Raw genomic sequence first — 22,363 nt, forward strand, 5'->3', positions numbered from 1 at the left:
TCCGTACCGTCCCCCTTGTGCCGCACCACACTCACGACGGAATCGACTGGTCCTCCCGCCTCCACGCGATGAGGCGCTACGGCTCGCTGCAGGCGGAAGCGCTGGCCTCGGTCGCGCGCCGCCTGGTCGAACCGCTGCCCGACTCACCGGTGGTGATGGACGTCGGCTGCGGCGCGGGTTCCATGAGCGTGCCCCTGGTCTCCGCGCTGCGCGACCACGGCGGCGGCGTCCTCGTGCTCGTCGACGCCACCCCCGAACTCCTCGACGCGGCCTGCGCCGCGGCCCGCCTCGAAGCAGACGGCGTCGTGCAGGTGAAGCCCGTGCTCGCCGACCTCACCGCGGAAGACCCGCTCTCGTTCGCCGGCCCGGTCGAGCTCATCTGGGGCTCGCGGGTGATCCACCACCTCCCCGACCAGCTGCGCGGAGTCCGCCGCCTGGTCTCGGCACTCGCTCCCGGCGGCTGGCTGGCCCTGGCCGAAGGCGGCCTGGAAACCCGCTTCCTCCCGTGGGACCTCGGCGTCGGCGCCCCGGGCCTGCAGGACCGCATCGCCGCGGCCCGCGCCGACTGGTTCGTGTCGATGCGCGAGAACATGACCGGCACCGTCCGCCTGCCCGTCGGCTGGAACGTCGCCCTCGCCGACGCGGGCCTCGGCGAGATCAGCGCCTTCAGCTTCGTCGTCGACCACCCGGCCCCGGCCAAGCAACTCGTGCGCGACTGGGCAGTCGACCGCCTGACCTGGCTCGCCGAGATCACCGGCCCGTCGCTGCACCCCTCCGACCGCGAGGCGCTGCGCCGCCTGCTCAACCCCTCCGACTCGGAGTACGTCGGCGCCCGTGAGGACGTCTTCCTGCTGGAGACCGACACCGTGCACGTGGGACGGCGCCGGTGACGGCTGGGTCTTCGCCGGTCGCCACGTGTTTTCGGTGCGGGGTGTCGCGTTCCTCCGTTTCTGACCTGGAGTTCCTGGCCTGGTCGTCGGAGCGGGCCGGTGGTGGGGTTCGGTGGTTGTGCCAGGTGTGCTCGAAGGCCCATGTGCGGGACATCGAGGGCAAGCTGCCGGACGAGTACTGGCGCTGACCTCGCCCAGGTGGTGGGTCGTGCGGTTCGCGAGGCACGGCGTCGGGCCCCTGGAGTGTGGGGTGAGGCGCGGCGGGTTGGGTTGTTGGTTTCACGGGTGAGGGCTGCGGGTTGCGCAGGCCCCGAGGCAGCGTTGGGCCCATGTGTGGGTCGTTGGTCCCGCGTCGTCAGGGCAGCGGGGTTACGCGGGCGAGGCGGAGTGGCCTCAGGGGCTGGGGTCCAGGGGTTACGGGTCCATTGGATGCGAGGCCTGTGGGGTGCGAGCCGCTGCTTGTGGGGTTGAAGTGGCACTTCTGGTGGTGCGTGAAATCGGGTGCGGCTCGCGCGGGGTGGCTTGAGGCCCCTGGGTGTCGGGCCGTCGGCTGCTCAAGGGTGAGGACCGCGGGTCGCGCGGCGAGGTGGAGTTGGGTCCCTGGGGTGCGGGGCCTTGAGCGCGGGCTTTGGGGTGCGGGGACTCGAGCGGGCCTTGGGGTGCGGGGACTTGAGGTGAAGGTCTTGGAGCGGGCCCCTGGTACGGGGCCTTCGGTGAGAGGCTTGGGCGAGGGGCTTGGGCTGGAGGTCCTGGGAGTGAGGTTCGCGCCGGGCGCGTCCTGTGGGCACGGGTCGCTGGGCGTGCGTTCGAACTGACCTCGGGCAAGCCAGAGCCCGCACGCCATTCGCGCGCAGGTGAGGCCCGTTGGTGTGGGCCACCGCGTATGGATCGCCAGGTGCGCGGTCCGGTGTGGATGCCCAAAGTGCGCGGAATCCGGTGTGGATGCCCAAAGGTGCGCGGATCCGGTGTGGTGGTTCGCACGGATGACCATCGGACGCCGTCCAATGGTCATCCGTCGGGTGAGCAGGCGGCGTGCGTCGATGACACTGCCGACACCGAGACCGACGGCGGTCAGGTCGGGTACAGGTGGGCCAAGGCCTGTCTGACCAGGGCAGTTCCCCGGCGGCTGCCCGCCGCCACCTCCTCCCGGAGGTCGGCGGGCGAGCACAGCCGCGCCCCCATCACGGCGTCGAGGATCTGCACGACGGCGCGCGGGTTCGTCTCCCGCCGGGCCATGTCCACGGCTGCCCGCGCGGCACCCGCGAGCCGCAGTCCGTGGCGCTCCACCACGTCGGGCGGGCGGCTCGTGCGTTCGAGAAGAATCCACGGGTGTGCTCTTCGCGCATTCGTTCCGCCGAGCACGTGAATGTGCCGCGGAAGGGGAAGTGGAGCGCCTTGCCGAACCAGCGCGTCGGCTCCCGTGATCACCGAGGAAAGCCCGGCGAAGGCGAGAACGGCGCGCAGCCGGTCGAGTCTGGTCGGTGGGGACGGAGTGGTCAGGACGACGCCGGGTAGAAGGCGTTGCCACGAGCCGAGAGGTGCGCAGTGGCGCAGGACCTTGCGGGAGTGGATGCCGGATCTGCGCAGCTCAGCGGTGGTGGTGATGGGTGCCATGGGTTCATCGTGGCGCACGCCGGGACCACGAAAGGGGGCGAGAACCCAACCTGTGGATAACTTGCCGAGGGTTCACTCGGACGAGTTAGTCGTCGAATCCCGGCTGCCAGCGGGCGACGATTTCGCGGGCCGTCACGTGGGCGTCGAGTTGGCAGAGAATGCCCGTCGCGCCCATTGTCACGCGGTGGATCAGCAGGTATTGCGGGGGCAGGTTCAGCGAGCGGCCCGTTTGTGAGTCGGGGCCGCGCAGGTCGCCCACTCGTTCCGCCTGCGACTGCAGCCAGCGGCGGGTGAAGTGGAACGACTCGGCGCGCAGCGGTTCTACGAACGGTGCCAGGTAGCCCAGCACGTCCTCGCCGTGCAGTTCCATGCCCTCGCGGATGAAGTTCTCGGTGCGCAGCAGCTCGACCAGGTCGGCGGAGCGGCCGTCGAGGGCGAGGCGGGTCATCAGGCCCAGCGTCTTCGGCAGGCCGTCGGGCAGGCGTGCCACGGCGCCGAAGTCGAGCACGCGCAGGCGGCCGTCGTCGCCCAGCATGAAGTTGCCGGGGTGCGGGTCGGCGTGCAGCAGGCCCGAGCGCGACGGGGCCGAGAAGTGGAACTCGGCGAGCAGCTGCCCGGCGCGGTCCCTGTCCTCGGCGGAGCCCTCGCGGATGATGTGCGCCAGGCCCACGCCGGACGTCCACTCGGTCACCATGACCTTGGGCGACGAGGCGATGACGCGGGGGACCACCACGTGCGGGTCGTTCTCGAAGGCCTTCGCGAACGTGCGCTGGTTGGCGGCCTCGTCGCGGTAGTCGAGCTCCTCGAGGTACCGGTCGCGCAGCTCCTCGAGCAGCGGGCGCACCTCGGCGCCGGGCATGATCGCCTGTAGGAGCCTCGAGAAGCGCAGCAGTTGCTTCAGATCCGCGCGCAGGGCCTCGTCCGCGCCGGGGTACTGCACCTTCACGGCCACGTCGCGGCCGTCGTGCCACACGGCGCGGTGCACCTGGCCGATGGAGGCCGAGGCGGCCGGCTCGTCGTCGAAGGACTGGAAGCGCTTCGCCCAGGACGCACCGAGCTGCTCGGCGAGCACGCGGTGCGTGGTGCGGGCGGGCATCGGCGGTGCCGCGGTCTGCAGCTTCGTCAGGGCCTCGCGGTACGGCGCGGCCATCTCGTCCGGGACCGCGGCCTCGAACACGCTCAGGGCCTGGCCGAACTTCATCGCGCCGCCCTTGAGCTGGCCGAGCACCGCGAAGACCTGTTCCGCCGTCTTGGCCGTCACCTCGGCGTTGACCTCGTCGGCCGCGCGCCCGGTCAGTCGCTTCCCCCAGCCGCCGACAACCCGGCCGGCCACCCCGAGCGGGAGGCTCGCCAGCTTGGCGGTGCGCTGCACGGACTTGCGCGGAATCTCGGTCACTCGGCCATGTTATGTGCGGAGCACTGACAGTCAGGGTGCGGATACCAGCTTCGCCTCTCAGCTACACCCGATGTGAGGTCGAGTTCGAGAGTGGCGTTGAGCACGGGCGGAGGGGCCAGGTCGTTGCCGCGGACGTAGACCAGCGACTCCAGGACCTGCGCCACGGCCAGCGCCGCGGTGCCCGACGCGAAGAGCACGTCGGTGGACGCCGGCCTGCCCACGAGCTGGGTCGCGATGACGGGCCAGGCCGGGTCCTGGTCGGCGCGGTGCAGGTCCGCGCAGTTCAAGCACGAGGAACGGCCGGGCAGGACCAACGGCCCGACGATGCCCACGCCTTCACGCACGCGCACGGCCAGATGAGGCGTCCGGAACGCCATGAGCGTGCTGACCAGGTTCGGATCGGGGACGAGCGTCGCCGCCAGGACGGTCAGATCCGCGTTGTGCGCCAGCTGGACGCTCGACTGCGCCAGGAGCGAGGTGATGGAGAGCGCGAGGTGCCCGGCACCGTGGACCGCGGCCGTTCCGCCCTGCGCGGGGGAGTCGCCGTCGAGCAGGCCGGCCTCGTCGAGGGAAGCGAGAACTTCACCCAGCTGGGTGGGGTCCTCGCCGCGGGATTTCAGCCTTTCACCCAGTTCGGCGACCGTGTGCCGGCCGTCGAGGGTGATCAGTTCGTCGACCAGCGCCTCGGGCAGCGAGTCGATCACGACTGCGTGCTTCGGGTCGATGCCGACCTGGACGGCGCCGGGGGCTCTGCGCACCACGGCCAGTCCTGCACGCACGCGAGGTCTCATGTCCACGACGGCAAGACTGGCAGGGGGCGGCGCCCCCTGCCAGCGCGAACGTCAGACCTTGGCCTTGCCGAGGATCCGCGTCATCTTCGTACCGCAGACAGGGCAGGTGCCCTTCGCCATGCGCCGACCATTGGTCTCCTCGACGTTGCCGTCGAAGTCGCGCTTCTCGCGACACTTGACGCAGTAGCCGTTGTAGGTGTCGGCCACAGCCCCTCCCTTGCAGTTGTGAGTGCGGACACACTCGGGGACCTTGGCGCGACGGTACCTCCGCGAGAGCGAGAAACCGCGCATGTCGTTCCCGCGCGTGTCCAGCCGCCGTTCGGTGGAACTTCACCCGCCGGGTGCGCGCCTGCCGCCGGTTGGGGGCCGAAAATTGTCGGTGGCGGCGTTTACGGTGACTGCATGGCCGAACCGCGGGTGGAAGTGCGGCGGAGCCCCCGGCGCCGCCGCATGGTCAGCGCGTACCGGGAGGGTGACACCGTCGTCGTCCTCCTACCGGCACGGATGACCAAGGGGGAAGAGAAGCACTGGGTGGCGGAGATGTTGAGCCGCCTCCAGCGCAGTGAGACGCGCAGGAAGTCCCCTGCGCGGACATCGGACGAGGCGCTGATGGCGCGGTGCGCCGAGCTGTCGGCGCGCTACCTGGACTCGCTGGCCGAGCCGGTGAGCGTGCGCTGGGTGCCGCCCATGCGCACGCGCTGGGCGTCGTGCACGCCGACGGAGGGCACGATCCGCGTGTCCGAACGGCTGCGGGACGTGCCGCCGTGGGTGCTCGACTACGTGCTGGTGCACGAGCTCGCGCACCTGCTGGTCCCAGGGCACGGCAAGGACTTCTGGGAGTGGGTCCACCGCTACCAGAAGACCGAGCGGGCCATGGGCTACCTGGAGGGTCTCTCGGCCGCCGCAGGCTGGGGGATCACCGAAGACTGAGCTGGAGGGCGAGGTTCGCTCGCGGAGAGCGTTCGCCCGTCTCCCCGTTCAGGTGTTCTTCCGGAGGCGAGCCCCCGGACCCCGGAAACGCAGCGCGCCCGGTGAGGGAAGTCCTCACCGGGCGCGTCACACGTTCAGGTACTGGTCAGGCTCCTTCGGGCTTACCGCCGGCCTCGGGCTCGTCGTCCTTCTCGCTGGCCTCGCGCATGGTGCGCTCCAGCTCGGCGATCGGGTCCTCGAGGGCGTTGCGGGTGTTCGTCAGGCGCTCGGCGAACTCCAGCGGGTCGTCCAGGTCCTCGGCGGTCGGGACGAGCTCGGCGTGCTCCCAGATGCCGTCGCGCACCTCGACTCCGTGCTGGTCGCCGACGAGCTTCCACAGCGCCGAGGCGGCACGCAGCTTGCGCGGGCGCAGCTCCAGGCCGACGAGCGTCGCGAAGGTCTGCTCGGCCGGGCCACCGGAGGCGCGGCGGCGGCGCAGCGTCTCGCGCAGCGCCGGGGCGCCGGGCAGGCGTTCGGAGACGGCGGCGTCGACCACGACGTCGACCCAGCCCTCGACGAGCGCGAGCAGCGTCTCGAGGCGCTCCAGGGCGGCCTTCTGCTCCGGGGTGGTCTGCGGTTCGAGCAGGCCCGAGCTCATGGCCTCCTCGATCGACGCGGGGTTCGACGGGTCGATCTGGCCCGCGAGCTGCTCCAGGGCCGAGGTGTCGACCTTGATGCCCTTGGCGAACGCCTCGACGGTGTCGAGCAGGCGCGGCCGCAGCCACGGCACGTGCGTGAAGAGGCGCTGGTGCGCGGCCTCGCGGGCGGCCAGGAACACCATGACCTCGGACGCGGGGCGCTCCAGGCCCTCCGTGAACTTCTCGATGTTCGCCGGCAGCAGGGCCGCGGTGCCCTCGGGCCCGAGCGGCAGGCCGACGTCGGTCGAGGTGAGCACCTCGGCGCCGAGCTGCGCCAGCGCGTTGCCGAGCTGCGAGCCGAACGCCATGCCGCCCATCTGGCCGAGCATCGCGAGCAACGGGCCCGCCGCCTGCTTGGCCTCGTCGGGCATCGCCTCGACCCACGCACCGGACATGCGCTGCGCGACCGGATCGCACAGGCGCTGCCAGGTCGGGATCGTGCGCTCGATCCAGTCGCGCGCGGTCCACGCCTGCGTCGTGCGGGTGCCCGCGGGCAGCGACGTGACCGGGTCGAGCCACATCTCGGCCAGGTGCACGGCGTCGGTGACCGCGCTCGTCTGGTCGCCGGCGAACCCGATCGTGGTCGTCGTCGAGGACAGCTGCTGGAACGCGATCTGCTTCGCGAGGTCGTAGTTGACCGGCCCGCTCGACGACCCCGCGTTGCTCAGCATGGAGCCCAGCTGGCTGAGCATGTTGCCCAGCTGACTGAAGTCGAACGGGTTGTCTCCCGGCTTCCCGCTCTTGTCGTCGGGGTCGTGCGGGCTGAACCCGAACGGCACGTCACTCATGCCTCTACCGTACGCGGACGGACATGGTCGTACGCTGTTCAGCCGTGAGTGAAACCGTCACGACCGCACCCGCACCCGCGCCCCCGCCGAGGGACCGCGGACTGACCCGCCGGACGTGGACGCTGATCGTCAGCTTCCTGGTGGTCGCGATACTCGGGACAGCGGGCGGCTTCGTCCAGGTCCCGTACGTCGCGCTGGGCCCCGGCCCGACCTACGACGTGCTCAGCAAGGTCAAGGACGCCGACGTGGTGTCGGTCGACGGCCAGGACACGTTCCCCACCGGGGGAACCCTGCGCATGACGACGGTCTCGCTCACCGACGACGTCTCGCTGTTCGGCGCGCTCGGCCTGTGGCTGTCCGGCCGCTACGCCCTGGCGCCGCGCGAGGAGTTCTTCAAGCCCGGCGAGTCCGAAGAGCAGGTGCAGAAGAACAACGAGCTCGCGTTCAGCGAGTCGCAGACCTCCGCCGAGGTCGCCGCGCTGAACTACCTCAAGTATCCGGGCATGGTGATCGCGAACCAGGTCACCAAGGGCAGCCCCGCGGAGAACGTCATCCCGCTCGGCGCCCGCATCATCTCGGTGAACGGCAAGCAGGTGCGCAGCGCCGCGGACGTGAGCAGCGCGCTCGAGAACACCAAGCCCGGCGACCGCATCGAGGTGGCGTTCGAGAAGGACGGCACCTCGCAGTCGGCCCAGCTCACCCTCGGCACCCGCGACGACGGCCGCCCGGCGGGCTTCATCGGCATCTCCCCGGTCGACCGCGCCGACGTGCCGTTCAAGATCAAGATCAGCCTGTCGGACGTCGGCGGTCCCTCGGCCGGCCTGATCTTCGCGCTGGCGATCGTCGACAAGCTGACGCCGGGCGAGCTCAACGGCGGCAAGGCCATCGCGGGCACCGGCGAGATCACCGGCGACGGCACGGTGAAGCCCATCGGCGGCATCGCCTTCAAGATGGTCGCCGCGAAGGAGGCGGGCGCGCAGGCCTTCCTCGTGCCGGCCGCCAACTGCACCGACGCGAAGCAGCAGGCACCGTCGGACCTCAGGCTGATCAAGGTCGAGACGCTGACGGACGCGGTGTCGTCGCTGGAGGCGCTCAACGGCGGCAAGGACACGCCGGGCTGCTGACCTGTCCGCTCGTCGCGAACAGCGCACAACGAGTTGACAACCCCGGCGCGTTCACGTGCCGGGGTTGTGCCAGCCTGGGGGCGTGACGACTAGGGCCGCAGCGTGGCGAGCAGCGCGTCGGTGAGGTTGGGCGCCAGCTCGGGGTGTTCGACGAACTCCTCGGGCACCTCGACCGTCCCGCGCAGGCGCAGCACGCAGGAGACCGAGCCGTCGCGCAGCACGGCCGCGACCAGGCGGGCCTCGCGGCGCGACGGGTGCTCCGCGGCGAATCGGCGGGCCGCCTCGTCGTCGAGCTCGCCGTGGCTCAGCTCCGTCTCGGCCTCCGGGGGCAGCACGACTATCTCCTGGGCCAGGGCGCAGCCGGTGACCGTCGGCGGCCACTCGATTCCCGCCAGCGCGTCGCCCAGATCGCCTTCCAGGGCGTCCTGGGCGATCGGGGTCAGCGGGCTCGACTCCGGGTCGAGCTGGCTGCGCAGCTCCGGCTGCTGGTCGAGCAGATCTGAGGTGGCCACGAGGGCGAAGAGCTGCGGAGGCTGCTCCCAGCCGCCTGCCGCTACGAACTCCTCAACCTCGCGGGCGACCGTCGGGAGGATGACCGCTGGCGTTTCACTCGATGACACGCGTGTCATCGTAAGACTGCGGACTTCACGGGAACCCAGGGCGTCGTCCGTAGAGTTGGACTAAACGTACGTATCGATTTACCGCGATCCAGGAGCGTGCCTCGTGGCCACACGGCCTCCGGTCGGACTGCCGAAACTGTCCCGACGCAGCCGAATACTGCTCATCGTCGGTGTTGTGCTCCTGTTCGGTCTCATCACGGGATCGCGGCTGCTCGACACCTACGTGAACTGGCTGTGGTTCGGCGAGGTGAAATTCCGCGACGTCTACAGCACAGTGCTGTTCACCCGCCTGGGGCTGTTCGTGGCCGTCGGCGCCGTGGTCGGCGGCATCGTCGCGCTCAACCTCTACCTCGCCTACCGGGCCCGGCCTGTGTTCGTGCCGGTGTCCGGGCCCGACGACCCGGTGGCCCGCTACCGGACCGTCGTGATGCGGCGGATGCGCCTGTTCTCGATCGGCATCCCCGTGTTCGTCGGCCTCATCGCGGGCGCGTCGGCGCAGGCCGACTGGCAGCAGATCCAGCTGTTCATGAACTCCCAGCCGTTCGGCGTGACGGACCCGCAGTTCAAGCTCGACATCGGGTTCTACGCGTTCCAGCTGCCGTTCTACGAGTGGCTGCTGTCGTGGCTGTTCATCACGGTCGCGGTGTCGTTCATCGGCGCGGTGATCGCGCACTACCTGTTCGGCGGCATCCGGCTGGCCGGTCGCGGCGGTCAGCTCTCGGGCCCCGCCCGGTTGCACCTGGCGCTCGTCGCCGGCGCGTTCGTGCTGCTCAAGGCGGTCGCGTACTTCTTCGACCGGTACACGCTGCTGCTGCACGAGAACGAGAAGTTCGTCGGCGCCAGCTACACCGACCTCAACGCGGTGCTGCCGGCCAAGCTGATCCTGCTGTGCATCGCGGTGTTCTGCGCCGTCGCGTTCTTCGCGGGCGCGTTCATGCGCAACGTGCAGCTGCCCGCCATCGCGACCGTCCTGCTGGTGCTGTCGAGCGTGCTCGTCGGCGCCGCGTGGCCCGCGGTGCTGGAGCAGTTCTCGGTCAAGCCGAACGCCATCCAGAAGGAGGCCGAGTCGATCACGCGCAACATCGCGGCGACACGGCAGTCGTTCGGGTTGACGGAGGACAAGGTCGAGACGAAGCCGTACGACGGCAAGCAGAACGTCACCAACGACCAGATCAAGTCCAACGACGCCGCCACCCTGGGCAACATCCGCCTGCTCGACCCGGCGGTGCTCTCGCGCACGTTCACGCAGTTCCAGCAGCTGCGGCCGTTCTACGGCTTCCCGAACAAGCTCGACGTCGACCGGTACACAGTGGACGGCAAGCTCCGCGACTACATCGTCGCGGTGCGCGAGCTGAAGCTCGACAGCCTGCCGCAGGGCCAGCGCGACTGGATCAACCAGCACCTCATCTACACGCACGGCAACGGCTTCGTCTACGCCGAGGCGAACAAGGTGAACGCGGTCGCCGACGAGTCCAACGGCGGCTACCCGGACTTCAAGACCGGTGAGGTCAAGTCCAACGGCGACGTCGGCAACGTGCCGAACGGCATCAAGGTCGACCAGCCGCGCACCTACTACGGCGAGCTGTTCGGCGTGAACGACTACTCGATCGTCGGCGGCCGCCCGGCCGGCTCGGCTGCGGAGTACGACACCGACGCCAAGTCCTACACCTACACCGGCGGCGGCGGCGTCCCGATCGGCAGCCTCATCAACAAGCTCGCGTTCGCGGCCTACTACGGCGAGCGGAACATCCTCTTCAACCAGTCGATCGCCGACGACTCGAAGATCCTGTTCAAGCGCACGCCGCGCGACCGCGTGCAGGCCGTCGCCCCGTGGCTCACGGTGGACAGCGACCCGTACCCGGCCGTCGTCAACGGCCGCATCACGTGGATCGTCGACGGATACACCACGCTCGAGAACTACCCGTACGCGCAGCGCACCCAGCTCGGTGACGCGACGAACGACTCGCTCACCGCGGACGGCGTCGTCATCTCGCAGGTCAACAAGCCCGTCAACTACATCCGCAACTCGGTCAAGGCCACTGTGGACGCTTACGACGGCTCGGTGAACCTGTACCAGATCGACGAGAAGGACCCGGTCCTCAAGGCGTGGATGGGCGTCTTCCCCGGCACGGTCAAGCCGGGCAGCGAGATCTCCAACGAGCTGCGCCAGCACTTCCGCTACCCCGAGGACCTGTTCAAGGTGCAGCGGCAGATCCTGTCGAAGTACCACGTCTCGTCGCCGTCGGACTTCTACTCCGGTGTCGCCTACTGGGCGCCGCCGCAGGACCCGACGATCGACAACGTCACGACGGCCGACGCCCAGCGCGACGCGGCGAGCAAGCGCCGGGACGCCCAGCCGCCGTTCTACGTCCTCGCCGGTGACCCGAGCGACCCGAGCAAGGTCCGCTTCCAGCTGACCAGCCCGCTCGTCCGCGAGAACCGCGAGTTCATGGCCGCGCACGTCTCGGTCGGGTCCGATCCGGACAACTACGGGAAGATCAGCGTCCTGCAGCTCAACCAGGACGCGAAGGGCCCGCAGCAGATCCAGACGCAGTTCCTCACCTCGGACAACGTCAGCCGCGAGCTCAACCTGCTGACCCAGCAGAAGACGACGGTCGTCTACGGCAACCTGCTCACGCTTCCCGTGGGCGGAGCGCTGCTCTACGTCGAACCCGTCTACATCGAACGCGCGTCGAACAACACGTCGTACCCGCAGCTGTCGAAGGTCCTCGTCTGGTACGGCGACCGGGTCGGCTACGCGTCCACGTTGAACGAGGCGCTCGACCAGGTGCTCAGCGGTGCCGGCGCGGTCGTGCCGCCGCCTTCGGACGGCAACGGCAACGGCAACGGCCAGACCTCCACGCCGCCGTCGACGCCGCCTCCGGGTACCGGCACCGGGACCCTGAGCCCCGAGCTGCAGAAGGCGATCAACGACATCGGCACGGCGCTGGACGACATCACCAAGGCGCAGCAGAGCGGGAACTTCACCGACCTCGGCCAGGCCTACGGGCGCCTGGACGACGCGAGGAAGAGGTTCAAGCAGTACAACACCGCTGCGGCGACGCCTCCGACCGGCCAGTCGTCGGTTGTGCCGAGCCCCACACCGTCTGGCTGACCTGACGATTTGCATTTAGTGCTCCGCCCCGCGTAAGGTTCTAATTACCGACGCGGGGTGGAGCAGCTCGGTAGCTCGCTGGGCTCATAACCCAGAGGTCGCAGGTTCAAATCCTGTCCCCGCTACAAAGTGGAAAAGCCCTGTCTGCGGAGATCGCAGACAGGGCTTTTTCGCATTTCACATTGGGGGCGCAGCCCCCAAACCCCACCCGGCGGGCAAGCCCCCGGACCCCCTGGCTCGTGCCACTTCGCGTCCACGAGCCTTGTTCGGCGGTTGGCTGGTGTTCCTCGTGATTCGAGGGGGTTGACCTGCGGGAACGGCGTTAGTGGGGGGTGGTGAAAATGCGGTTTTCGGGGGGTGTAGAGTTCTCCTTACAACAGCAAGACAGCAAGAAAAGCTAGAAGCGGCGCGGGGTGGAGCAGCTCGGTAGCTCGCTGGGCTCATAACCCAGAGGTCGCAGGTTCAAATCCTGTCCCCGCTACTAGTCAAGAAGGCCGGAGCCATCAGGCTCCGGCCTTCTTCGCGTTGTGGTGCGGTTGCCGTCTTCCGGTCGTGCCGGGGGTGTGCGCCCCCGGACGCCACGGGTGGGGTCTTTCAGGTCATGTTCTCCGCCCAGTACTGGGCGCACAGCATGCTGGAGCAGATGCGGCCCTGACCGTTGACGGTGCGGTGCTTGCGGATCTGCTTGCCGCACACCATGCACTCGTCCTTGCCCGCCTGTTCCGGGATGCCGCCCGTCACCCACGCCCTGGTGTGCGCCGCCACCTTCTTGTGGTCCAGCCACTTCAGGTTCAGGTTCTTCATGGTCCCCGACCTCCGTCGTCCGTGCGCCTGCCTGGCAGTGATCATTTTCCCGCAGATGCAGGCGTGGGAAAGAGGTCGGAGCCGACATCACCAGGTCGTGCTACGCCTGCCCCCGACCGTCCATTCGGGTGGCTCCGGCCGGTGAGAGTCGTACCGCCGATCGAGTGAGAGCGGGGGACTTTCGTTTCTGCGAAAGGACTTTTCCATCCGGGATGGACACAGACGGTCAAGAGGCCAAACGCGTGAGGTCTGAAAACTGCCGCTTACTCAGCGAGACTTTTCGTTGCTCCGCATGGCCCATCAGACTAGCCCGGTGATCAGCCACTGTGGACAGAACGGCTGACCATTGTGGACAGCTTCCCCCGGACGTGGGAACGTTGTTGGCGTGTCAGACCTGAATGCGACCGCAGCCGCCCTGCTCGGGCTGCTGCACGACGGACCCAAGACCGGTGGCCAGTTGGTGGCGGAGGCAGGAGACCGCTTCGGCGCGTTCTTCAGCGTGACCCGCTCCCAGGTGTACCGCGAGCTGCCCGCGCTGGCAGACCTTGGCCTGCTTCGCCTCGGCAAGCAGGGACCGCGGTCGAGCCAGCAGTACGTGCTGACCGCCGCGGGCAAGAAGGCCTTCAAGAACTGGCTGCTGTCCGAGCCGGGCCCGGACCACCTGCGCAGCCCGCTCATCCTGCGCCTGGTGCACGCCGGCTCGTTGACCGCGAAGCAGCGCGAGTCCCTGATCGCGACCGCACGCACGACGTACGGTCAGGAGCAGGAGAGCGCGAAGAGCGCGGCCAAGACGGCGGAGGACCCCTACGCCAAGGCGGTGGCCGAGTTCGGCCTCGCTCACGCGAAGGCGGTTCTCAAGCTCCTCGACGCGATTCCGACCGCGTAGAAGAGGGCGTCCGCGAGCACCGGTCGCGAACTGTGACCGGTGCTGGCGTAATCTTTTTGCGTGAACCCGGACGTCGAAGCAGACATCAAGGAACTCTCCGCGACGCTCTCGAGCATCGAGGCGGTGCTGGACCTCGATGCGTTGCGCGCCGCTGTCGCGGACCTGGAGGCGCAGGCCACCCGCCCCGACCTGTGGGACGACCAGGAGAAGGCGCAGAAGGTCACCAGCCAGCTCTCCCACAAGCAGGGTGAGCTGCGCCGCGTCACCGGCCTGCGTTCGCGCCTCGACGACCTCCCGCTGCTGTACGAACTGGCGGAGGAGGCCGAGGACGCCGAAGCGGCGGCCGACGCCGACAACGACCGCGCCAAGCTGCGCGAGGAGATCGCCAGCCTCGAGGTGCGCACGCTGCTGTCCGGCGAGTACGACGAGCGCAACGCGCTCATCACCATCCGCGCCGAGGCCGGTGGCGTCGACGCCGCGGACTTCGCCGAGATGCTGCTGCGCATGTACTCGCGCTGGGCTGAGCGCCACAACTACGGCGTCGACGTGTTCGACACGTCCTACGCCGAAGAAGCGGGCATCAAGTCCGCCACGTTCCGCGTCAGCGCCCCGTACGCCTACGGCACGCTGAGCGTCGAGCAGGGCACGCACCGCCTCGTGCGCATTTCGCCGTTCGACAACCAGGGCCGCCGCCAGACGTCGTTCGCCGGCGTCGAGGTCGTGCCCGTCGTCGAGCAGACCGACCACGTCGAGATCGACGAGAAGGACCTGCGCGTCGACGTCTACCGCTCGTCCGGCCCCGGCGGCCAGGGCGTCAACACGACCGACTCGGCGGTGCGCCTCACGCACATCCCGACCGGCATCGTGGTGTCCTGCCAGAACGAGCGCTCGCAGCTGCAGAACAAGGCCACGGCCATGAACGTCCTGCAGGCCAAGCTGCTCGAGCGCCGCCGGCAGGAGGAGCAGGCCAAGATGGACGCGCTGAAGGACTCCGGCTCCAGCTGGGGCAACCAGATGCGCTCCTACGTCCTGCACCCGTACCAGATGGTCAAGGACCTGCGGAACAACCACGAGGTCGGCAACCCGTCCGCGGTGCTCGACGGGGAGATCGACGACTTCCTCGAGGCCGGCATCCGGTGGCGCAAGCAGTCCCAGCAGGGCTAGCGCACGATCTGAGTCGAAGAGCACGTTCTGCCCCGAACGAGGGCCGGACGTGCTCTTTTCGTGAACGGGTCGTGCCTGGTCGGACACACCGCGTCGAGGTCCGAGCCGCCCTTCCGGGGCCGGAAGTTAACCGGAACGGGGGCTTTACCCCGGCCATGAGTAGACTCGCGCCTCGTGATTCGTCTCGAACACGTTTCCAAGGTCTACAAGACCTCCACGCGTCCCGCGCTCGACGACGTGTCCGTCGAGATGGAAAAGGGTGAGTTCGTCTTCCTGATCGGGCCTTCCGGGTCCGGCAAGTCGACGTTCCTGCGCCTGCTGCTGCGCGAAGAGGTGCCGACCAGGGGACGCGTCTACGTCTCCAACTTCGACGTCGCCAAGATGTCGCGGCGCAGGGTCCCCCGCCTGCGCCAGTCGATCGGCTGCGTGTTCCAGGACTTCCGCCTTCTGCCCACGAAGACGGTCGCCGAGAACGTGGCGTTCGCGCTCGAGGTCATCGGCAAGCCCCGCAACACCATCGTCAAGGTGGTGCCGGAGGTGCTGCAGCTGGTGGGCCTCGACGGCAAGGAGGACCGGTTCCCGACCGAGCTGTCCGGTGGTGAGCAGCAGCGCGTCGCGATCGCCCGTGCGTTCGTGAACCGCCCGCTGGTGCTGATCGCCGACGAGCCGACCGGAAACCTGGACCCCGACACGAGCCAGGACATCATGTTGCTGCTGGAGCGGATCAACCGCACCGGCACGACCGTCATCATGGCCACGCACGACCACGGCATCGTCGACTCGATGCGCCGCCGAGTGGTGGAGCTCTCGTACGGCAAGGTCGTCCGTGATGACGCGCGCGGCGTTTACGGCGTTGGCCGTTAAGCGTCCCTAGATCCCCGACCCCCAAGGAACCCCGCCCCCGATGCGTACCAGCTTCGTGTTCAGCGAGGTCATCACCGGACTTCGCCGGAACGTCACGATGACGATCGCGATGATCCTCACGACCGCCATCTCGCTCGGGCTGCTCGGCGGTGGCCTGCTCGTCGTCCGCATGGTCGACAAGATGCAGGCCAACTACGCGGGCAAGCTCGAGGTCTCCGTGCTGCTGACGAACGACGTCAGCGCCAACGACAAGGACTGCACCCAGCAGCCGTGCGCAGGTCTGCGCAAGGACCTGGAGTCGACCTCCGGCGTCGAGACGGTGGTGTTCCAGAACCGCGACGAGGGCTTCGAGCGCTTCAAGCGGATCTTCGAGGCCCAGCCGGAACTGCTCAAGCTCGCGCGTCCCGAAGCCATCCCGGCGACGTTCCGCGTGAAGCTCGAGGACCCGGAGCGCACCGACGTCATCAAGACGGCCTTCGAGGGCAAGCCCGGTGTGAAGGGCGTCGACGACCAGGGCAAGTTCCTGGAGAGGTTCTTCGAGGGCCTCAACGGCATGCGCGACGTCGCCCTGATCCTCGCGCTCATCCAGGCGTTCGCCGCGCTGCTGCTGATCTCGAACACCATCCAGGTGTCGGCGTTCACCCGCCGCGTCGAGGTCGGCATCATGCGCCTGGTGGGCGCGACCCGGTGGTACACGCAGCTGCCGTTCCTCATCGAGGCGGTCGTCGCGGGCATCATCGGCTCGGTCACCGCGGTCGGCGGCCTGGTGCTGTTCAAGGCGTTCTTCCTCGACCGGATCACCCGCAACCTCACCGAGTCGGGCATCATCCCGCCGATCGGCTACCTGGACATCCTGATCGTGTCGCCCTGGCTGTTCCTCGTCGCGATAGTCATCTCGGCGACCACCGGCTACGTGACACTCCGCCTCTACGTGCGCCTTTAAGTATTTTGCCGAGCATTTAGACTGGTCGTCATGGTCAAGGAACGCGGGCAGAAGGTCATCGCGTCGAACCGCAAGGCTCGGCACGACTGGTCCATTCTGGACACCTACGAGGCGGGCATTCAGCTCGTCGGCACCGAGGTGAAGAGCCTGCGCATGGGCCGGGCGTCCCTCGTGGACGCCTTCGCCCAGGTCGACGACGGCGAGATCTGGCTGCACGCGCTGCACATCCCGGAGTACGTCGCGGGCACCTGGACGAACCACGAGGTCCGGCGCAAGCGCAAGCTCCTGCTGCACAAGGCGGAGATCGAGCGGCTGATCGGCAAGACCAAGGAGTCCGGTCTGTCGCTCGTGCCGTTGCAGATGTACTTCAAGGACGGCTACGTCAAGGTCGAGATCGCCCTCGCGAAGGGCAAGAAGGCCTACGACAAGCGCCAGGACCTCGCGAAGCGCGACGCGAACCGCGAGATCGCCAGGGCGCACGGACGGGCGCTGAAGGGTCGTTACTGATGGCACTGGTGGACGTCCACGTCCACTTCATGCCGCAGAACGTCCTGGACAAGGTCTGGGCGTACTTCGACCGCGTGCGCGAATCCGGTGTCGACTGGTTCATCCAGTACCGAACTGACGAGAACGCCCGCCTCACCGCACTGCGGGAGGTGGGCGTTTCCGCGTTCGCGCCGCTGGTCTACCCGCACAAGGCCGGCATGGCGCAGTGGCTGAACGACTGGGTGGCCGACTTCGCGGCGCGGGTTCCCGAGGCGGTGCCGACGGGCACGTTCTACGCGGAACCGGGCGCCGAGGCGTACGTGCGCAAGGCGCTGGAGGCTGGTGCGCGGTGCTTCAAGTCGCACGTGCAGGTCGGTGGTTACGACCCGCGTGACGTGCTGCTGGACGGCGTCTGGGGGCAGCTCGCGGAGGCGGGCGTGCCGGTGGTCGTGCACTGCGGAGACGGGCCGTACCCCGGCGAGCACACGGGGCTGAGCATCTTCGACGAGGTGCTGCGACAGCACCCGCGGCTGACGGCGGTCATCGCCCACGCGGGGATGCCGGACTACTCAGGCGCGCTGGACCTGGTCGAGCGCTACCCGAACGTGCACGTCGACACCACGATGGTGGGCGTTCCGTTCGTCGAGCGGATGACACCGCTGCCGCCCGGCTGGCGTTCGCGGATCGCGGGGCTCGCGGACCGGGTCGTGCTGGGCACCGACTTCCCGAACATCCCGTACCGCTACGAGGTGCAGCTCGACGCCATCCGGTCGTGGGGCCTGGACGCCGCGGCCGAGCAGGCGGTGCTGCACGACAACGGCGCCCGTCTGCTTCAGCTGTCGAGGTAGGCGAGAACGGCGCGCACCCGGCGGTGCTCGGAGTTCGACGGCTCGAGGCCGAGCTTCGCGAAGATGTTGCCGACGTGCTTCTCCACCGCGCCGTCCGAGACGACGAGCGTGCCGGCGATGGCCGTGTTCGACAGGCCCTGCGCCATCAGGCCGAGCACCTCGCGTTCGCGCGGCGTCAGCTTGTCGACGGGGCTCTTCTTGCTGCGCACCATGAGCTGCGTGATCACCTCGTGGTCGATGCTCGTGCCACCGTCGGCGACCCTGCGCACCGCGTCGACGAACTCCTTGACGTCGGCCACCCGTTCCTTGAGGAGATAACCGACGCCGCTCGCACCGCCCGCGAGGAGTTCCACGGCGTAGCGCTCCTCCACGTACTGCGACAGCACCAGCACCGGCAGCCCGGGATAACGCCGGCGGCACTCTATGGCGGCCCGCAGACCCTCGTCGGTGAACGTCGGCGGCATCCGCACGTCCACCACGCACAGGTCCGGCCGGTGCTCGGTGACGGCGTCCAGCAGGTCGTCACCGTTCTCCACCGCCGCGACGGTCTCGATGCCCTCGTCGGCGAGCAACCGCTGCACGCCCACCCTCAACAGCACCGAGTCCTCGGCGATCACCACGCGCACGGCAACTCCGCTCGAATAACGGTCGGCCCACCGTTCGGGCTGACGACGACAACCACACCGTCGATCGTGGCAGCCCGGTCCGCGAGCCCGGCGAGACCGCCACCCGGCTTCACCTCGGCGCCGCCCTGACCGTTGTCGGTGACCTCGACCAGCACCCCCGTGTCCACCCTGTTGACCCGCACGGTCGCCTTGGTGCCGTTGGAGTGCTTGGTGATGTTCGTGAGCGCCTCGCCGACGGTGAAGTACGCGGCGCTCTCCACCGCCGTCGGCGGCCGCGGCTCGACGTTGACCTGCAGGTCCACCTCGATCGGCACACGGGCGGCGAGCGCGGACAGCGCGGCGTCGAGCCCCCGGTCGCCCAGGACCGACGGGTAGATGCCCCGCGCCAGGTCCCGCAGCTCCTTGATGGCGAGCTTCGCGTCCGCGTGCGCCTCCGCGATGAGCTCGGCCGCACCCTGCGGGTCGCTGTCCATCTTGGACTTCGCCCGGCCCAGGCCCATGGCCACCGCCACGAGCCGCTGCTGCGCGCCGTCGTGCAGATCGCGTTCGATCCGCCGGCGCTCCGCCTCGGCCGCCTCCACACCACGCGCACGGCTCGACTGCAGCCGCTCCGCCTCGATCGCCAGCGCGTCCGCACGCGTCGGCCCGAGCATCGCCCGCGCGAACTTGCCGTGCACCGAACCGAGCCACCGCGTCCCCAGCGCCGCGAACGGGATCAGCGCCAGCCCGATCAACGACACCGGCAACGCCGACACGAACGAGTCGATCGTCCAGAACTCGCCCACGATCACCGCGAACGGCGCCGAGCCGATCCAGAACGGCACCGCGATGAACCCCGCCACCACCGACCACATGGCGACGACCGAGGCGAACTCCAGGATCCCGATGGGCAGCAGCAGCAAGAGGTAACCGAAATCGCGCCACGTCGCCGGATCCGTGAACTGCGCCTTCCAGCGCTGCCACAACGTGCCCGGTGGCGTCTCCCGGTACGGCTGGGGGATGTCCGTGCGCAACGCCGCCCGCACCCACGACCGCTCGATCGTCGCGCCACCCCGCACGACGTTCATCGCGAGCCACAGCAGCGGCAGACCCACCCAGATGATGGCGGTCGCGAACCCGACCACGGTCAGCACGACGGAGAGGGTGAACCAGAAGATGCCGGTCACCAGGTTGGTCAGCAGGTAGAACCCGGCTGCGAGCGCGTTCGGTTTCCTCATGACGTCCATGGTGTCGTTCCCGCTGGTCAGAGACCATCTGGCCAGCCATCCGGTCCGAGGTGGGGACAGCCCTACCTGCCTCGGGAAGAACTCGCTGGCCCCAGTCGTTATGCTAGGCGCAACCACTACCAGGGGGTGAACGGTTTCGACTGTGGACGTTGATTCAGGGGAAGCGTGCCGGTGCAGGCGAGAGACCACCGTTAAGCGTCATCGCAAACCAATAAGCGCCACGTCTAACGACAAGCGCACCGCTTACGCTCTCGCTGCCTGACAGCAGAGCTAGTGGTTGTCGACCTAGGAGTGCCTTCGGCCTAGTGCTCGGCATCAGCTAGAGGGCTTACCTGCAGTCTCGGTCGCGGAGACTGTTCGGGAAACTCACAGCGACTGGGCCCGTCACACCAGCTCGTCCGCATGACTGGTGGGGTCAAGCAGAGACATCGCGGACTGCGCACGGAGAAGCCCTGATGAACCGCCACAGGACCCGGGTTCGATTCCCGGCACCTCCACTCGTTGGGCGAGTGCTGCTCGTGGAGCGCACTCGCCCTTCCTCGTTTCGGGCGTCTTCTGGGGGCCGAGCCCCCAGACCCCCGGCCGGCGGGCTCCGCCCCCGGACCCCCGACCGGCTCGTCGCTTCGCGACGTCGCGGTCCATCAAGAAGAGTGCTTGGTCTGGATTGCGTTCGTGAGGGAGTTCAGGAAGTCGGGGGCGTCGAACATCTTGCCTGCCGAGGCGACGCCTGTGGTGGTGAAGCGGCCTGATAGCAGGCGTTCTGCGGCTTCCACGGCTAGAGGGGCGCTTACGGCGTAGATGTCCTTGCCGGTGGCGGTGAGGCGGCGTTCCTCGTCTGCTCGGCGGACTCGGACGTCCACCTCGAAGGTTTCTGGTTCCTGGCGTTCGGCCGCGGCTTGGAGGCCTTGAGCGGCGGAAAGCGACATGTAGTTGGTCACCGACGGGATTTTGAGGTGGCTGGGGATCGTGATGACGTCGGCCATCGAGAACTCGGCGATCACCTGGCGGGTGCCGTCGGTGAAGTCCCAGTCCAGGGTTGTCGGGGTGTCGTCGTGGTACTGGAGTTCGGACTCGTGGAAGCGGACGCGGCGGCCGTTGCGTCGTTCGCGGGAGACCCGGCCTGCGGTCAGGGTGCCGGGGGTGGGTTGCCAGTTGCTCAGGTTGTAGGCGATGTGGGCCTCGTCGGCCGTGGTCCAGTCGGCCATCGCGGCGGTGACGAGCAGGTCGCTCAGGCCTCCGAAGAAGGCCATGGCGGGTACTGCCGGGATCTTGGCGCCTCGGGCGAACGTGTCGGCGTTCGCTTCGATCTCGGCTGCCACGTCGACGTACGGGATGCCGGCGCGTTCGGCGGCGGCTAGCAGGGGCAGGGCTGTTGTCGCGAACGGGCCGGCGGTGTTGATGACCGCTGAGGCGCCGGTGAGGGCGCGGTCGAGGGCTGCCGGGTCGTCGGCGGTGGCATGGGCCCTGCCGAACGGGAGCGGGGTGTGGCCGCGCTTCTCCAGTTCTGCCACGACGAAGCTGCCGGTCGTTCCCGAAGCGCCGTAGACCGCGATGTTGTGTCCCATGTGGACCATTCAAGGGGTGGGATCGGGGAGTAGCTAGTGTCTGGAACGACGTGATGCGTACAGTTTCGGACATGCTGGCGTTTGCTGTGACGGACGGGATGCTGCACTTCGAGCTGACCGCCACGTACGAGATCTTCACCGCCCCGCAGCTCGACTACGACGTCAGGTTCTGCGGTGACGCGCCGGTTCGCGCCGGGCGGTTCACGCTGGAGCCTGATCTTCCGCTCGACCGGCTCGTCGAAGCGGACACGGTGGTGGTGCCGGCCGTGGAGGACGTCGACCGGCCGCTCGACCCGGAGCTGGTTCGCGCTGTCGGAGAGGCCCACGGGAGAGGGGCGCGGATCATGTCGTTGTGCACGGGTGCGTTCGTGCTGGCCGAGGCCGGGCTGCTCGACGGGCTCCGCGCGACCACGCACTGGGGGCACACCGACGAGCTGGCCAGGCGGTATCCGCGCGTGGAGGTCGACCCGGACGTGCTCTACGTCGACAACGGGCAGGTGTTGACGAGTGCGGGCAAGGCGGCGGCGATCGACCTGAGCCTGCACGTGATCCGGAGTGATCACGGTGCCGCGACGGCGAACACGGCGGCGCGTCGGCTCGTCGTGCCGCCGCACCGGGACGGTGGGCAGGCGCAGTTCGTGCTGGCGCCGGTGCCGTCGGGGGAGGGGCATCCGCTCACGGAGCTGTTCGAGTGGGTGTCGGCGCGGTTCGACCGGATGATCACGGTCGAGGACATGGCGCGGCAGGCCAACATGAGTTCGCGGCACCTCGCGCGGCTCTTCAGGGCCGTCACGGGCACCACTCCGCTGCAGTGGCTGCACGTGCAGCGGATCCGGCGGGCGCAGGAGCTGCTGGAGATGACGGACGACAGCGTGGACCAGATCGCGGAGGCGTCCGGGATGGGGACGGCCACGACGTTGCGCCGGCACTTCCACCGGACCGTCGGTGTGCCGCCGGACACGTACCGCCGCACGTTCCGCCCCGTCGGTGGCAGATAGGGCAGGGC

22 protein-coding genes, 2 tRNA genes and 1 other RNA gene are annotated in these 22,363 nt (G+C 68.7%); 15 read left to right on the forward strand and 10 right to left on the reverse strand.

The window, feature by feature from the left end:
• The first annotated feature begins 17 nt into the window (after positions 1-17).
• The gene (locus IE307_RS42940) at positions 18-890 is read left to right on the forward strand and encodes a class I SAM-dependent methyltransferase (protein WP_229905598.1); all 873 of its coding nucleotides are present in this window, start codon (positions 18-20) and stop codon (positions 888-890) included.
• 41 nt (positions 891-931) lie between these two features.
• Positions 932-1,078 carry a hypothetical protein gene (locus IE307_RS42945; protein ID WP_229905599.1) on the forward strand — a complete coding sequence of 49 codons (147 nt, stop codon included), beginning with the start codon at positions 932-934 and terminating at the stop codon, positions 1,076-1,078.
• A gap of 883 nt (positions 1,079-1,961) precedes the next feature.
• Here the strand turns inward: IE307_RS42945 and IE307_RS42950 are convergent.
• From IE307_RS42950 to IE307_RS42965, 4 genes are all read right to left on the reverse strand, one after another.
• The gene (locus tag IE307_RS42950) at positions 1,962-2,504 is read right to left on the reverse strand and encodes a hypothetical protein (protein WP_191305260.1); all 543 of its coding nucleotides are present in this window, start codon (positions 2,502-2,504) and stop codon (positions 1,962-1,964) included.
• An 85-nt stretch (positions 2,505-2,589) separates the two neighbouring features.
• On the reverse strand, positions 2,590-3,900 hold the full coding sequence (locus IE307_RS42955) for an ABC1 kinase family protein (RefSeq protein WP_191305261.1): 1,311 nt from the start codon (positions 3,898-3,900) through the stop codon (positions 2,590-2,592).
• Positions 3,897-4,691: a cyclodehydratase gene (locus tag IE307_RS42960; protein ID WP_191305262.1), complete on the reverse strand. Its 795-nt coding sequence runs from the start codon at positions 4,689-4,691 to the stop codon at positions 3,897-3,899. The genes IE307_RS42955 and IE307_RS42960 overlap by 4 nt, the downstream gene beginning before the upstream one ends.
• Positions 4,692-4,742: 51 nt before the next feature.
• Positions 4,743-4,898 (reverse strand): DUF5679 domain-containing protein, encoded by a 156-nt coding sequence (locus tag IE307_RS42965; protein WP_169746029.1) that lies wholly within the window; start codon positions 4,896-4,898, stop codon positions 4,743-4,745.
• Between the two features lie 195 nt (positions 4,899-5,093).
• Here IE307_RS42965 and IE307_RS42970 point away from each other — a divergent pair, with 195 nt between their 5' ends.
• Positions 5,094-5,621, forward strand: a complete 528-nt coding sequence (locus IE307_RS42970) for a M48 metallopeptidase family protein (protein ID WP_189160477.1) — start codon at positions 5,094-5,096, stop codon at positions 5,619-5,621.
• Between the two features lie 145 nt (positions 5,622-5,766).
• On the opposite strand, the gene IE307_RS42975 is transcribed toward IE307_RS42970, so the two are convergent.
• Complete coding sequence (locus IE307_RS42975; protein WP_191305263.1) at positions 5,767-7,086, reverse strand: zinc-dependent metalloprotease; 1,320 nt, start codon at positions 7,084-7,086, stop codon at positions 5,767-5,769.
• Between the two features lie 44 nt (positions 7,087-7,130).
• Between IE307_RS42975 and IE307_RS42980 the strand changes: the two genes are divergently transcribed.
• Positions 7,131-8,210, forward strand: coding sequence for a YlbL family protein (locus IE307_RS42980; protein WP_229905600.1), 1,080 nt, complete (start codon positions 7,131-7,133; stop codon positions 8,208-8,210).
• An 89-nt stretch (positions 8,211-8,299) separates the two neighbouring features.
• Here IE307_RS42980 and IE307_RS42985 read toward each other — a convergent pair whose 3' ends face one another.
• Positions 8,300-8,839, reverse strand: coding sequence for a PPA1309 family protein (locus IE307_RS42985; protein ID WP_191305265.1), 540 nt, complete (start codon positions 8,837-8,839; stop codon positions 8,300-8,302).
• Between the two features lie 94 nt (positions 8,840-8,933).
• On the opposite strand from IE307_RS42985, the gene IE307_RS42990 reads away from it, so the two are divergent.
• From IE307_RS42990 to IE307_RS43000, 3 genes are all read left to right on the forward strand, one after another.
• Positions 8,934-11,945: a UPF0182 family protein gene (locus IE307_RS42990; protein ID WP_268250477.1), complete on the forward strand. Its 3,012-nt coding sequence runs from the start codon at positions 8,934-8,936 to the stop codon at positions 11,943-11,945.
• A 51-nt stretch (positions 11,946-11,996) separates the two neighbouring features.
• A tRNA-Met gene (locus IE307_RS42995) sits at positions 11,997-12,070 on the forward strand.
• A 282-nt stretch (positions 12,071-12,352) separates the two neighbouring features.
• Positions 12,353-12,426 (forward strand) — tRNA-Met (locus tag IE307_RS43000).
• 113 nt (positions 12,427-12,539) lie between these two features.
• Here the strand turns inward: IE307_RS43000 and IE307_RS43005 are convergent.
• Positions 12,540-12,749: a hypothetical protein gene (locus IE307_RS43005; RefSeq protein ID WP_090068106.1), complete on the reverse strand. Its 210-nt coding sequence runs from the start codon at positions 12,747-12,749 to the stop codon at positions 12,540-12,542.
• A 385-nt stretch (positions 12,750-13,134) separates the two neighbouring features.
• Here IE307_RS43005 and IE307_RS43010 point away from each other — a divergent pair, with 385 nt between their 5' ends.
• From IE307_RS43010 to IE307_RS43035, 6 genes are all read left to right on the forward strand, one after another.
• A complete protein-coding gene (locus IE307_RS43010) occupies positions 13,135-13,635 on the forward strand; it encodes a PadR family transcriptional regulator (RefSeq protein WP_191305266.1) in 501 nt (166 codons plus the stop codon).
• Between the two features lie 60 nt (positions 13,636-13,695).
• Entirely contained in the window at positions 13,696-14,799 is a 1,104-nt protein-coding gene (gene prfB, locus IE307_RS43015; protein ID WP_191305267.1) for a peptide chain release factor 2, read from the forward strand.
• 174 nt (positions 14,800-14,973) lie between these two features.
• The gene (ftsE, locus tag IE307_RS43020; protein ID WP_030470385.1) at positions 14,974-15,663 is read left to right on the forward strand and encodes a cell division ATP-binding protein FtsE; all 690 of its coding nucleotides are present in this window, start codon (positions 14,974-14,976) and stop codon (positions 15,661-15,663) included.
• A 40-nt stretch (positions 15,664-15,703) separates the two neighbouring features.
• Complete coding sequence (gene ftsX / locus IE307_RS43025) at positions 15,704-16,606, forward strand: permease-like cell division protein FtsX (protein ID WP_191305268.1); 903 nt, start codon at positions 15,704-15,706, stop codon at positions 16,604-16,606.
• Between the two features lie 30 nt (positions 16,607-16,636).
• The gene (gene smpB / locus IE307_RS43030; RefSeq protein WP_191305269.1) at positions 16,637-17,113 is read left to right on the forward strand and encodes an SsrA-binding protein SmpB; all 477 of its coding nucleotides are present in this window, start codon (positions 16,637-16,639) and stop codon (positions 17,111-17,113) included.
• Positions 17,113-17,940, forward strand: a complete 828-nt coding sequence (locus IE307_RS43035) for an amidohydrolase family protein (RefSeq protein ID WP_191305270.1) — start codon at positions 17,113-17,115, stop codon at positions 17,938-17,940. Before smpB ends, IE307_RS43035 begins: the two co-directional genes overlap by 1 nt.
• Here IE307_RS43035 and IE307_RS43040 read toward each other — a convergent pair.
• Both IE307_RS43040 and IE307_RS43045 read right to left on the reverse strand, forming a co-directional pair.
• Positions 17,925-18,566 (reverse strand): response regulator transcription factor, encoded by a 642-nt coding sequence (locus tag IE307_RS43040; protein WP_176929964.1) that lies wholly within the window; start codon positions 18,564-18,566, stop codon positions 17,925-17,927. The two genes, IE307_RS43035 and IE307_RS43040, sit on opposite strands and share 16 nt — an antisense overlap.
• On the reverse strand, positions 18,554-19,792 hold the full coding sequence (locus IE307_RS43045) for a sensor histidine kinase (protein ID WP_373306088.1): 1,239 nt from the start codon (positions 19,790-19,792) through the stop codon (positions 18,554-18,556). The genes IE307_RS43040 and IE307_RS43045 overlap by 13 nt, the downstream gene beginning before the upstream one ends.
• A gap of 122 nt (positions 19,793-19,914) precedes the next feature.
• Here IE307_RS43045 and ssrA point away from each other — a divergent pair.
• Positions 19,915-20,292: a transfer-messenger RNA gene (ssrA, locus tag IE307_RS43050) on the forward strand.
• Positions 20,293-20,433: 141 nt separating this feature from the next.
• Here the strand turns inward: ssrA and IE307_RS43055 are convergent.
• Positions 20,434-21,357: a saccharopine dehydrogenase family protein gene (locus IE307_RS43055; RefSeq protein ID WP_191305272.1), complete on the reverse strand. Its 924-nt coding sequence runs from the start codon at positions 21,355-21,357 to the stop codon at positions 20,434-20,436.
• A gap of 53 nt (positions 21,358-21,410) precedes the next feature.
• Between IE307_RS43055 and IE307_RS43060 the strand changes: the two genes are divergently transcribed.
• Complete coding sequence (locus IE307_RS43060; RefSeq protein WP_191305273.1) at positions 21,411-22,355, forward strand: GlxA family transcriptional regulator; 945 nt, start codon at positions 21,411-21,413, stop codon at positions 22,353-22,355.
• The last annotated feature ends 8 nt before the right edge of the window (positions 22,356-22,363 follow it).

It is taken from the genome of Lentzea cavernae, from assembly GCF_014653695.1.
In the GTDB taxonomy this organism is placed as follows: Bacteria; Actinomycetota; Actinomycetes; order Mycobacteriales; family Pseudonocardiaceae; genus Lentzea; species Lentzea cavernae.